This window comes from Capnocytophaga sp. oral taxon 324 str. F0483 (assembly GCF_000318315.2).
In the GTDB taxonomy this organism is placed as follows: Bacteria; Bacteroidota; Bacteroidia; order Flavobacteriales; family Flavobacteriaceae; genus Capnocytophaga; species Capnocytophaga ochracea.
This window is the reverse complement of the sequence record NZ_KB291539.1, coordinates 18,536-31,403: the sequence shown is the minus strand read 5'-3', so window position 1 is coordinate 31,403 and position 12,868 is coordinate 18,536. Positions and strand designations below refer to the sequence as shown.

Annotated in this window: 9 protein-coding genes; all 9 read right to left on the bottom strand. The window is 36.8% G+C overall.

Annotation, left to right across the window (positions count from 1 at the left end):
• Positions 1–1,879 (bottom strand): OmpA family protein (locus HMPREF9072_RS11635; RefSeq protein ID WP_009411896.1); only part of this gene is annotated, 1,879 nt, incomplete at its 3' end.
• Positions 1,880–1,936: 57 nt separating this feature from the next.
• Complete coding sequence (locus tag HMPREF9072_RS11630) at positions 1,937–2,848, bottom strand: type IX secretion system membrane protein PorP/SprF (RefSeq protein WP_009411895.1); 912 nt, start codon at positions 2,846–2,848, stop codon at positions 1,937–1,939.
• Between the two features lie 145 nt (positions 2,849–2,993).
• On the bottom strand, positions 2,994–5,657 hold the full coding sequence (locus tag HMPREF9072_RS12600) for a gliding motility-associated C-terminal domain-containing protein (RefSeq protein ID WP_009411894.1): 2,664 nt from the start codon (positions 5,655–5,657) through the stop codon (positions 2,994–2,996).
• Between the two features lie 14 nt (positions 5,658–5,671).
• Positions 5,672–7,378, bottom strand: coding sequence for a hypothetical protein (locus HMPREF9072_RS12595; RefSeq protein WP_009411893.1), 1,707 nt, complete (start codon positions 7,376–7,378; stop codon positions 5,672–5,674).
• Positions 7,379–7,821: 443 nt separating this feature from the next.
• Positions 7,822–8,847: an endolytic transglycosylase MltG gene (gene mltG / locus HMPREF9072_RS11620; RefSeq protein ID WP_009411891.1), complete on the bottom strand. Its 1,026-nt coding sequence runs from the start codon at positions 8,845–8,847 to the stop codon at positions 7,822–7,824.
• A 13-nt stretch (positions 8,848–8,860) separates the two neighbouring features.
• Complete coding sequence (locus HMPREF9072_RS11615; protein WP_009411890.1) at positions 8,861–9,655, bottom strand: Fic family protein; 795 nt, start codon at positions 9,653–9,655, stop codon at positions 8,861–8,863.
• 6 nt (positions 9,656–9,661) lie between these two features.
• Positions 9,662–10,081: an HXXEE domain-containing protein gene (locus HMPREF9072_RS11610; protein ID WP_009411889.1), complete on the bottom strand. Its 420-nt coding sequence runs from the start codon at positions 10,079–10,081 to the stop codon at positions 9,662–9,664.
• Positions 10,068–10,481: an SRPBCC family protein gene (locus HMPREF9072_RS11605; RefSeq protein WP_009411888.1), complete on the bottom strand. Its 414-nt coding sequence runs from the start codon at positions 10,479–10,481 to the stop codon at positions 10,068–10,070. The genes HMPREF9072_RS11610 and HMPREF9072_RS11605 overlap by 14 nt, the downstream gene beginning before the upstream one ends.
• Before the next feature lie 126 nt (positions 10,482–10,607).
• Positions 10,608–12,815 carry a polyribonucleotide nucleotidyltransferase gene (locus HMPREF9072_RS11600; protein ID WP_009411887.1) on the bottom strand — a complete coding sequence of 736 codons (2,208 nt, stop codon included), beginning with the start codon at positions 12,813–12,815 and terminating at the stop codon, positions 10,608–10,610.
• Between the last annotated feature and the right edge of the window lie 53 nt (positions 12,816–12,868).

The following is a 12,868-nucleotide window of genomic DNA, read 5'->3' as shown; positions in this document are numbered from 1 at the left end:
TTGAGCAACCATTTACTAATTGCGTTTCTCCATAGCCTTTCGCTTTCAATCGCTTGCGGTCAATACCTTGCTTAACTATCCATTCAAGAGTTGATTTAGCCCGACGGTCAGATAAAGCTAAGTTATAAGCATCTGTAGCTCGGCTATCGGTGTGCGAACGAATATCTATCTTCATCTTAGGATATTGTTTCATCACTTCCACAATCTTAGCTAATTCTACCGCTGCATCTGGTCTGATGTTCGACTTGTTTAAATCGAAGTATATTTCTTTTATCTCAAATACTTTAGCTAAATCAGTATCCTTTGAGATAGCTATTTCTCTCGGTTTTAACAAGAACTCGTAGAAGATATCTCCTTCTTTACCCGTTAATACTTTCACTTCTGTGGTTTCATATTTATCTTTTTCAGCTCTTAGGTAATAATATAATTCTTTACAATCCACTTTCTTGAATGCAAAAGTACCATCTCCTTTAGTTCTTTGAGTATCTACCTGTTTCATTGTTCTATCTGATAGTACTATAAGAGCATCTACAATAACGCTTTTTGTATTAGCATCTTTCAGTACTCCTTTCAGCATTTTCTCACAGTCAAAGGATAAAGGTTTCTCTTCATAAAAGCTGTAAATATCATCTTTACCCTTTCCTCCAGCTCTGTTAGAACTTAAAAATCCTATCCTACTGTCACTATCCATTATAAAACAAAAATCATCATCAGCACTATTACCTGGCTTACCTATATTAATAGGTTTTGATACTGTTCCGTCTTCATAAAACTTTACCGCAAAGATATCCAAACCTCCTAATCCTGGAAAGCCATCTGATGAGTAATATAACACATTATTCTTAGAGATAAAAGGGAAAGATTCACGTCCCGACGTATTAATAACATCTCCTAAATTTTCGGGTCTACCGTATTTATTATTTCCTAAAATCTCTACGCGAAAGATATCAGAACTCCCTAAGGTTCCTTTCATATCTGAAGCAAAATAAAGATATTTTTCATCAGGACTCAAGGCTGGGTGTGCCACATTGTATTGGTTACTATTAAATGGCACCTCTACCACATTCCCCCAATCACCTTTTTCATCTTTCGTTGCTTTAAGTATTTTTAGTAAGATAGTATTTTCTCCATTCGTTCCTATCTTTTTATTTACATAGTTATTACGGGTAAAATACACTGTTTTTCCATCTTTTGTAAACACAGCCGTAGATTCATTAAACTTTGTATTTAAAGCTGATGAAAAAGGTTTCTTATTACTTAATTCTTGCTTATTGCGGTCTGCTATATACAGGTCATAAAAACTCTCTCCTGTCCATTGTGAAATTCCTCCTTTAGAAGCTCTACCGCTATTAGCTGCTGCAAAAACTATTTTATCACCATAAAAAGCTGTCCCATATTCTGAATATTCGGTGTTAATAGCTACTGGGTGTAATTGCAAACGTCCAGAGTTACTCTCTATCACTTCCCGATAGTCCTTATTCTCTTCATAAAGTACAGCACGCGTATCATTATTACCTGTAAGCTCAGCAAACTGAGACATTAGCTTATTCGCATCGTCATATTTCCCTACTGATTTTAGTACTTGTGCATAGCGATAGTAATATTCAGGTTTGATTTTATATTTCTTATTCTCAAATAGCTGTTTGTACCAAGGTAATGCTTTCTTGTATTCGGCATTGTAGTAGTATGAATTACCAAGATTTTCTAATATATCTTGATTCACAAATCCTTTCTTAGCAATGCTTTCATATATTTTTATAGCATCAACATAAGCAAAGTTTTTATACATTTCCTTTGCCTTTTGCAACTCTTTCTCATTCTGGGCAAACAGTACAGATATTCCACAAAATAAGGCTATTATAAAAGTGTATTTTCTCATCAACAATTCAATTTTAAGTAATTTATAAAGACTTATACTCTCTGTTCTCCTTCCTAACTAAAAGAAACGAGGAGACACTATTTTCTTATAGGTTTTGAGCAGTTCATAACGCAAAAAGATTTCGTGTGAACCTGAGTTATATTTTGATAATTCAGTCGTCTCAAAGTCATAAGCATATCCCGCGAACCAACGTTCGCTTATCTGAAAACCTGCCATTACACTCACTGCTGCCGACCATCTGTAAGCTGCCCCCAACACAAACTTCTCATTAAACATAAAGTTTGCCGATAAGTCCAATTGCAAGGGTGCTCCAAAAGCTATCTTAGAAAGCACTGCGGGTTTGAATTTTGTGTTCTCTGACAAGTTGAACACATAACCACCGATTAAATACATATGCTGCGTATTCTTCAACACAGACACTGAACTCTTGTTGTAATGAGTGGTTTCCAACATATTAGGCACTGAAAACCCTAAATAATACTTATCAGTATACCAATAAATACCCGCTCCTATATTAGGTGAAAAAACGCTCTCACTGCCCGATAAGTTAGGGTCTGCTTGGTCTTGTTTGTTTAGCTCATCATAATTTATTTGAAATAAGCTACCCGAACCATTGATACCAAAAGCTAATTTGGAGTTCTCAAAGTTCAAAGTATATGAAAAATCAATCGCTAAATCCGTCTGATTTTGAGGTCCTATACTCTCTCTAAAAATACTTCCTCCCAAACCTACATTGCGTAAGCTCTCCATTGGTTGATGATAACTAATGCTTCCATTAGTAGGGGCTCCTTTGATGCCTACCCATTGGGTACGAAACATACCAAAGAAACTGCCTACCTCTCTCGAGCCTGTATAAGCTGGGTTAAACATCATAGTGTTGTACATATACTGGGTATATTGCGACTCTTGTTGTCCATATATCCCTACACTAAACATTGTTAATACTAAAATAAACGCTTTTTTAATCATTTTTAAACTATGTATTACTTAAATTTTATTCTTTATTATTGTAAATCAGGTAGATAGAAAATATAACTGACTTTTATTTCGGCAAAAGTACAACTTTTTTACATTTCTACCACTTTTTATACAATATTTTATATCTATACCCTTATTATTTTTGTATATACAGCCACCCTATTTGTGTTTCTTTCCGTTGAGCATCGTAATATTCTAACACATAGTAGTAAGTTCCTAAGGGCATTTTATCTCCTTTTAATACGCGAGAAGTATTGTCATATCCTTTTATATCAAACACTTTTTCACCTGCCCGATTGTATACCTTAACTCTATTATTGGGGTAATGCTCTATTCCTCTGATATAAAAACAATCATTTTTTCCATCTCCGTTTGCTGATAAGCCATTGTAAACAGTAATTCTTTTCAATTCACTTGTTGTTGTAAAAGTATCTGCTTTTACCTCTATTTTGGCTACTGAACTCGTTACAGTACCACATCTATCAGTTATAGTCACATAATAATACCTCTCCCCTACTGTTTCAGTTGAAGGTGTATAACTATTCGCCCGAGAATCTATTGCCTTACCACCGATATTTGTATTCATAGTACTCTCATACCACTGATACACAGGTGTAGTGGTACCCTTCACTATCACATATAAAGGCGATGACAAAGCTTTCTGAATATAAACACCTGGGGTAGGTTGTTGTTCGATAGTTAAATAATTCACCTTTAATATTGCTTCCTCAGAATACTGAACGGTAGCAGTTTTTACGTCTGTATAACTATATTTCACCCTATACTTATTCCCGTTTAAGTCAGCATTGACAGCATCAAAAACTAAGGTTACTTTATCTCCTCTTCTAACAGAGCCCTTTTCTGTATCTATATCCTTCCATTGGGTGCTTTTATTAGTTAATTCTTGCCACTGATAGTCGATGTTTTTTCCTGTAGCACTTGCTGAGATAAGTTTAGCCTCAGAAGTAAATACAGCTCTTTCTCTATTGCATAACACTTGACTCTCAGGTTGTGTTACAACAACAATATCAGGTGTTACTCCTTTTTCACTTTTTACATTATACACAAGTTGTTGCATATTGCATTCCATTAAATTATCATTACAACTCCTGCCTGCATAAATCTCAACGGTAAAATGTGTCATATCGAAGTTAGTCACTCGGTATTCTAATCGATAAACCATTTCTGCATAGGCTCGTAGCTCACTTAAAGAATAATATTTCTTGCCTTGCACATCTTGGGCTGTGATAACTCTTTGTTCTTTGTGTTTAATAGGGTCTATTGCTAACAATCTCAATACTTCTATACCTTGTATATTGGGGAGCATAAGCCAAATATTATCTACGGGCTCCCTATTCAAATTTTGTAACCTAAAGTCTATAAAAAAGGTCGTGTTATGTATTTTTATATTCTGAGGGGTGATAGACTGCAAAGTAATAGAGCGCTGTCCCCCATAAAGCAAAGTATTCGATGTATTCTGTTTTATAATCTTTGTCTGTCCACTATTAGCATAATGATAATAGAAACCTTGATAGGTTACCCCCATAATTACTAATTGATTATGGTTAAAGGCTTCTTCTTCGCTTGTACATACTTTTGCTTTACAAGTAGGCTGTACAAAAACCTCTATATACTGAGTCTCATCATTTTGTCCCGAAATAATTTCTGGAGGTAAATATCCCTCCGTTCCTTTCATAGGGTTAGTATAAGTATACACTTTAAAATCCTTATCTTCATCCGTTGTAAAGCTTTCTAATGGAATATGCACTACATTAGTTACCGTGTTTTCTAAATAATGATACGCCACCGGCTTTACCAAATCATAACCTTTAGGCACTTTTATCTCTATAATCTTTACAAGCCTCTTAGGGCGATATTCATCTTTAAATATTCTATCGGTAGTCCGCTGAATAACACTACTCTCTGTCTTATTTCTTAGAGGAAATAACATACAATCTTTCATCTTATAGCAAGAATGAACATCTTCATCAGGTATATTTACAATATAAAATATACTCTTACTCTCTTCTCCACAATGCAATTCCTCCGTATGATAACCTCTTTCATTTATGTTTTGTTCTTTTGTTCCATCAATTTTATAAAAAAAAGAACCTATATCTTCTTTTAATTGAGAGGTTGAAGTAACATCTTCGGTAGTACAACTCTCCACTTGATAAGTAACAACAGCAGTAAATTTCTCATCTGCTAAAACTCCTCGAGAAGGTAATGCTTCTGTTAAATTCCACAAGAAATAATTATTTTTATCATCGGTGGTCTGACGAAGGACACCCTGCTTGGCAACCAATGTTATGAGATGCTCTCCTATCTTTAAACTAACCTGTTTAGGTAATAATACCACTGTCTTAGGTACCTGCACATAATAATAAAGATTCTTAGTAGAGCCCCCTAATTGTTCCCCCTCCGATATTATTTCAATATCGTCTAAGTAAAGTGCTCGTTTGCGGTCTTCTTGTCTCACTTTTGCACGCTTTTGCCGTTTGGTCATTGTATAATCTGTCCAACCATACGAATTTTCAGCCCTTTCTATTGTTGTTGAAAGTGTTTTAGGGGCATTCTCAAAGCACACATCAGGACACTTGGCAACTATCGTCCTTTGTGTACAAATATAGGGTATTTTGCAATAAGTATTATACCTATTCTTATCCATTTGCCAAATTGAATATTGCAAAGAAACCTTGTTTGCCTTGCAAGTTGTTAAAATCATATCAAAAGTGATATATCCCCAAACCTCATCTGCTGTGGTATAACTGAATGTTCCTCCCGAAGGGACATCAGGCAAAGTTATTGCAGATGCTACCGAACCCCATAAGCATCGGCTTTATAAAACTTTATATTCATCATTGCCATTCCTTCGGGTAACAACAGCTCATAACGATACTTCCTTTCTGCTATTTCTTTGTGATGTGATTGTAATTGTTGAATATTGTCTTGTGAAGTTACAGAAGCAGTAAAAGATATTGAAGCCGGTATAGGTTGGTTAAGTGCTAATAGGGTAGGAAATTTTGAAGTGTCTTTCACTTCTTTTATTTTTCGTTTAAAAGTATGGTCACTTAATGACTCTTGTTTATGAAAAAAAATACCACACAAGTTATGGTAAGAAAGCTCACCAATAATACTTACTGCAAATATCCCTTCGGTAGATGATAAGCAGGGAATATTATCATTTCTAACTAAATCAAAACGTATTTCTAACTTTTCTTCTGGTGCCAAATCATCTCTTACCCCGTCACCATCTTCATCAGTAAGACCTATATTGCTTTGTCCTAATGCTAAATCCTTAAAACTTTCTAATTCAGCAAAGCTAATGATGCGTTTTCCTAATACACCATCAGGCATTTGTATGGCTTTATCAGGGATAATAATTTCTTTTTTGTCACTATCTATAATACGAAAATTCGTAGGTTTATAAGCCTTAAATTTCACCGTATCCTCTTCTTCATAAAGGGTCAGTTGAAGGTCATAAGCCGTTGCATTCCCTTTATTAATGTATTGTGCAGTAAACATTCCCAAAGTATTTCCACAGAAGCCTTCACTCCATTTAAAATAGGTTGCTGTACTCTGTGGATTTAAAATAACATTAGGTTTTTCATCAGTAGCCACTTGCATTGTAATCGATTGAACAGCACTACTCACTTCATATAATTCCAAAGGGTTCTCTCCCCAATAAGCCTCATAACGCACCTCTCCATTGGCTTTACAACCTTTCGCCGTATACTCTTCTGTAATCCAAACTCCTTCCTTCTCTTTTAATCCTTCCGAAATTCGTATCACATACAAATCCTCTCCTCCATTTTGACCTATATGCTGTGGCACTTTACCTATGGGAGTAAGTACTTTTTTATTGTAAATCATTTTTCGTGTTTTAACCCCTAATGGGTGTTTCACCGAAAAATAAATATCGTTTATGATACCTACTCTTTTTCCTTCTATGGTTTTATTCTCAATACTGAATACTCTCGAATAATCCCTCATAGGATTCTCTTTCACCTTTTGTGTTGTAATTTGCAGATTAGGAGTATTTAAAAAATATTCATTAGATTTTTTAGTAGCAACCGTTACCTCATCAATCATTACCCCCACTTCATCTTGAAGAGATAGATGTGTTTTCAGATAGCTGTACCCTCTTTTAGTAATTCTGCGTTTCACTAAAAGATGTGTTGTACTTCCTGGTCTACTTAGTACAGTAAGCACAGGGTTATTGGGTAAATTTATATCTTTGGGAGTAACTTTTCGTATGGCACTGTTCTTTTCAAGAGTATATCCCGCATATTCAATTCCTTCAGGAAAAGTGAATCGTATATCTATCTTTTCTTTATCTTTGGGAAAAATAATTCTCACGGAAATATAAGTGCCTTCTTGAAAACCAGAAGTAGTAAATTTTATATTCTCTGAAATTACAGTTTTTAGTTGCTGTGCTTTAAGAATCTCTGTTGAAGAAAAGAGTATAAGTAGTAGTATTAGAGTAAATACATTTACTGTTCGTTTAAAATCCCACATCATTATTAAGCCTTAAAAAACTTCTTTCTGCAAGGCAAAATTACGTCTTCACCCATAAAAACACAAGATTTTTAACATTTATTTTTTATCAGTGCCTAATAAATATATTATTGATCTATAATAGCTGTCATTACACTACCCGCTTAGCAGGTATCAGCAATTGGAAAATAAGTGAATAAAGAAACCTTTTCAATATATCTCTCCTTCACTTTACTTCCACTTTACATTCGTTGTTCCTTCGTTTATCGTTCGTCTTTTGTTCGTCTTTTGTTCGTCTTTTGTTCGTTGTAGAGCCACTGTAGACCCACTGTAGACCCATTGTAGAGCCACTGTAGACCCACTCATTGTTCGTTTATCCTATAAGCTCTGCATAAGTTACCCCTAATTTCACCATTAATCATTAATCATTAACCATTAATCATTAACCATTAACCATTAATCATCTTCTATTTAATTCCTTTGTCATCAACCCATCTTGTATATTGCTTTTTCCCTTGTAGGTGTTGCATATAGGTACGCGAAAATTTGTGATAACCGTAGTTTTCAGTATCAGCAACAAAAAAGAGATAATCGTGTTGCTCGGGGTTGAGCACAGCTTCAATACTCGATATGTCGGGCATCGTGATAAGTCCCACAGGTAAACCGTAATTCCGATAAGTATTATAGGGGTTTTGCAAACTTGTATGCACCTCGGTAACGCGTTTTATTACCATATTGTAATCACCCGTATGGTTTTTCATAGCAAAGATAGCAGTAGGGTCAGCTTGCAATTTCATATTGATATGTAAGCGGTTCAAGTAAACCCCTGCTATGCGCGGACGCTCGTCTACCTTAGCCGTTTCTTTCTGTACAATTGATGCCAATATACTCACTTCTATGGGCGTAAGCCCTTGCTTTTGGGCTTGTGCTTTGCGTTCAGGTGTCCAAAAACGCTCATATTCTTTGAGCATACGGTCGCGAAATTCTTCGGCAGAGGTATTCCAATAGAACTCATACGTATTGGGGATATACATTGCCAATGCAGTAGCATCAGTGAAACCGTTTTCTTTTAGGAAGTTAGTGTCTAAAAAAGCACGCATTAAAGTAGTGCTATCAGGCTCTATTTGTGCAGCGATACGTCCTGCAAAGTCTTCCAATCGCTCCTGATTGTTGAATTTGAGTTTTACTGGGGCATTACGATTGCGAAGAGTGCGTACGATATCTATATTGTTAGCCCCTTTTTTGATGATATATTTACCTGCTTTTACTTTATCGGCATAGCCTATACGCTTAGCTACTTGGATAAAAGAAGTACGGTCTTTCAACAAGGGACTCATCACGTGCAACACATCGCTAAAATCGGCTCCTGTAGGGATATATACTATTTCTTCTTGGGTTTGAAAAGCTGTATTGCTCACCAGTACAGCGCAATAAATAAAGAAGCCTAATACGGCTATCACGGCAATCACCGCTCCTATAATCCATTTTTTCATTGTATTTCTATTTTTAAAATTTCCATTCTATGGTTTTGTCTTCTTTTTCTCTAAAATCCTTCTCTTTAGCAATCTCATTTTGTAAATGCTTAGTATACTGACTAAACATAAAAGCATTATATGCCTCAAAGTTTTCGTTTGTTCGCACAGAGTTCAAAGCCTCGTAATAAGCTACTTTATCCTCTGCAAATACAATACCCAAAGGCAAACCATACCACTGCTGAATAAAATTCATCAGCAGGCGTGAGGTTCTGCCATTGCCATCGAGAAAAGGGTGAATGTTCACTAACTCATAATGAGCATAAAATGACAGTGCTAATTGAGCTTCTTCGGTAGTTTGCTTAGGGAGTAGCTCATTTAGTTTTTTTATTAACTGCTCTAATGCTGCTGGTACCTTTTCAAAACTCATAAACGATACACCTCCTGCGGTTACTCTCACCTTACGCAATTCGCCTTTGCTGGCATCTACAGTACCTAAGGCATTAGTAAGCACTTCTCCTGTAGTTTTCATAACTTTGGCAGCTATTTCCTGAATAAAAGCTACTGATAGAAGTCGTTGTTGTGTAGCTTCTTTTAGTACAAAATTCAATGCCTCATAATGATCTTTGGTTTGATTGGCAAACAATAGAGGCTTACCATTAGGAGTGTTGCCTTCTTCAATCAGTACGCGAGTTTCGTTTAAAGTTAAAGTAGAGCCTTCTATACGGGTAGAGTGACTGGTAATAAGAATCTTGTTGAACTCATTATAATTCAACGAGGATTCTAAACCAAGTGCTCTGTAAGTTTGTATAATTTCTGAAATAGTCATTGGTTTCTATCTTTTAAACAACATATACCCCCATTTTGGAATGAGATAAACCCCTATGAGGCAGGTTACCATTACTGGGGAATAAGAATGGGTGAAATAGCTTACCAAGATATGCCATACCAAGAAGAAAGTCAATCCTGCGAGGTATATCCCAAGAGCAATTCTTGTAGCTTTTTCGTTCTTTCGACATAAATAAGCAATGACCGCTACCAAAACGAGTTGTCCTATAGAAGCTCCTATAAAATATTCAGGGTGTTCATTAGCTAAATGAGCATTCTCAGCAATTCTGGGGAGTTGCAACCATTGGGGTATCTTATCCACAAAGTCAATATACCATTGCCAGAATGAAATACTCTCTTCTACTTGATGTAAAGCGTGTAGTCCCATTATAGGTAACCACAAATGTATATATTTATTTGTTTCCATATGCTTCTGCTATTAATGCGGTAATATAGTTTTGTTGTATCCGTTTTAAATTCCAAAAGAGAGGCGCAATAAGTCTTAAAAAGAAGTTTTTGATATGTATTTTCTCTTGAAAGCAAACTTTAGTACCTCCGTTATACGATTCAAACTTTCCTTCCCATTCTCCATAAAATAGTTTGTGTTGCATCATAAAGGCATAATACTCATTTTCTTTCTTCTGAATATTCTTAAAAAACGTGTGTCCTCCACCTTTGTAATATTCAATAAAACCGTCTTCTAATAACTCAATGTTTTCCACTTCCTTTCGCCACTGAAAGTTCTTGTTATCAGTAACAATGTTATATACCAATGCTATAGGTGCATTAATCACATCAGTTACTATTGAAATTAGAAAGGATTTCATTTTTAAAATCTTTTATCTGATGGCAAAGATACTAAAAAAAAGAAAAACCGAAAACTTTATACTATAAAAGTACAAAATCTTCGGTTTTAAAAATATTATGAATACAAAAATTCTTATAACACACGCCTATTCTTGACGTGGTTTTTGGTGATTATTGTGTCCTTTATTGCGGTCGTTGCGAGGCTTGTCGTTGTAAGGCTTGTCGGACTTAGGACGATCTTCACGCGGTGGACGTGGCAACAAAGCTTTGCGCGATACTCTTGTTTTCTTGGTTTTGGGGTCGATACCGAGATATTTCACTTCTATAATATCACCCTCTTTCAAGGAATCTTCTATTTTATCTACTCTATCCCAAGATACTTCTGAGATGTGGAGCAATGAATCTTTACCAGGTACAAACTCTACAAAAGCACCAAACTCTACCAAGCGCACTACTTTTACAGTGTAAGTTTCTCCTTCTACAGGTTCAAATTTCACTGCATTCACTGCCTCAATAGCTTCTTGAATACCTGCTTCGTCGGTACCTAAGATTTCTATGATGCCCAATTCGCCCACTTCTTCTACCACGATAGTAGTATTGGTGCGCGCTTGTAAGTCTTGGATATTCTTACCACCCGTACCGATGAATGCCCCGATGTATTCCTTAGGCATATCCATCTTAACGATTTTAGGCGCGTGAGGTTTCACTGTTGGGTTAGGTTTGGCAATAGTATCAGTGATTTTGCCCAAGATGTGCATACGTCCTTCGCGGGCTTGATTCAAAGCTTTTTCGAGTATTTCGTAAGAAAGACCTTTAATTTTGATGTCCATTTGACAAGCAGTAATACCATCGGCAGTACCGGTTACCTTAAAGTCCATATCACCTAAGTGGTCTTCATCACCTAAGATATCGGAAAGTACTGCATAACGCTCGCCATCGGTGATGAGTCCCATAGCAATACCCGATACAGGTTTTACCATTTGTACCCCTGAATCCATCAAGGCTAAAGTACCTGCACATACGGTAGCCATAGATGATGAACCGTTAGATTCCAAAATCTCGGATACTACACGTACGGTATATGGGCAATCCTCAGGAATCATACGTTTGAGGGCGCGTTGTGCTAAGTTACCGTGACCTATCTCACGGCGTGATGTTCCGCGTAAAGGGCGTGCTTCACCGGTAGAGAAAGGAGGAAAGTTGTAATGCAAGTAGAAACGTTCTTCACCCTGTTCTGAAGGCAAATCGATTACGTTTGCTTCACGTGAAGTACCCAAGGTAACGGTAGTAAGCGATTGGGTCTCACCACGTGTAAAGATAGATGAACCGTGTGCTGATGGCAAATAGCCTACTTCGCACCAAATAGGGCGTATTTGGGTAGTGTTACGACCGTCTAAACGAATATTTTCGTTTAAGATAAGGTTGCGCACGGCTTCTTTTTCAGCCTCGTCAAAATAACGAGTGATGATAGGAGTAAGCTCTTCTAATTCTTCTTCGGTGAAGAGTGCCAAGCATTCTTCTTTTACCGCATTGAACTTTTCACCACGTTCTTGTTTGGTTGTATTTTCTTTGGCAATAGCATAGCATTTTTCGTAAGCCAAAGGATATACTTTTGCTTTTACCTCTTCGTTTTCTACTTCTGGCTCATAAGTACGTCTTTCGGTCTTACCTACTTTTTCAGCCAAACGCAATTGTGCTTCGATATGAGGTTTGATAGCCTCGTGTGCGAATTTGATAGCTTCAGCCATATCCTTTTCGCTCACCTCGTCCATTTCACCTTCTACCATTGCCACAAAGTCTTTAGAAGCACCTACCATAATATCAATATCAGAAGCTTCTAATTGTTCACGGCTTGGATTTACGATAAATTTACCGTTTACACGACCTACGCGTACTTCGGAAATAGGACCATCGAACGGAATATCGGACACTGCCAAGCAAGCAGAGGCAGCAAGACCTGCCAAAGCGTCGGGCATTACATTCTCGTCGTGAGAAATAAGCTGAATCATCACCTGAGTTTCAGCGTGATAATCTTTAGGGAATAACGGACGCAATACGCGGTCTACCAAGCGCATTGTAAGGATTTCTTGGTCGCTAGGGCGCGTTTCACGTTTGAAAAAGCCACCAGGGAAACGACCTGCTGCTGCAAACTTCTCACGATAGTCTACAGTAAGAGGCAAAAAGTCAGTTTCAGGATTGATTTCTTTAGCCGATACTACGGTTGCCAATAGCATCGCTTTCCCCATTTGCACCACAACAGCACCGTCGGCTTGTTTAGCCAACTTGCCTGTTTCGATAGTGATGGTACGGCCATCACCTAATTCGATGATTTCTTTTTTTACTTCTGGAATCATTCTTTAATTGTTAATTAATAATTAATAATTGTTGTGTTGTGGGCTTTAGGGTT

Excerpts from the sequence above, each read along its gene's own strand:
- HMPREF9072_RS11630 (WP_009411895.1), bottom strand. The coding sequence starts at position 2,848 with ATGATTAAAAAAGCGTTTATTTTAGTATTAACAATGTTTAGTGTAGGG.
- HMPREF9072_RS12595 (WP_009411893.1), bottom strand. The coding sequence starts at position 7,378 with ATGATGTGGGATTTTAAACGAACAGTAAATGTATTTACTCTAATACTA.
- mltG (WP_009411891.1), bottom strand. The coding sequence starts at position 8,847 with ATGAAAAAATGGATTATAGGAGCGGTGATTGCCGTGATAGCCGTATTA.
- HMPREF9072_RS11615 (WP_009411890.1), bottom strand. The coding sequence starts at position 9,655 with ATGACTATTTCAGAAATTATACAAACTTACAGAGCACTTGGTTTAGAA.
- HMPREF9072_RS11610 (WP_009411889.1), bottom strand. The coding sequence starts at position 10,081 with ATGGAAACAAATAAATATATACATTTGTGGTTACCTATAATGGGACTA.
- HMPREF9072_RS11605 (WP_009411888.1), bottom strand. The coding sequence starts at position 10,481 with ATGAAATCCTTTCTAATTTCAATAGTAACTGATGTGATTAATGCACCT.
- HMPREF9072_RS11600 (WP_009411887.1), bottom strand. The coding sequence starts at position 12,815 with ATGATTCCAGAAGTAAAAAAAGAAATCATCGAATTAGGTGATGGCCGT.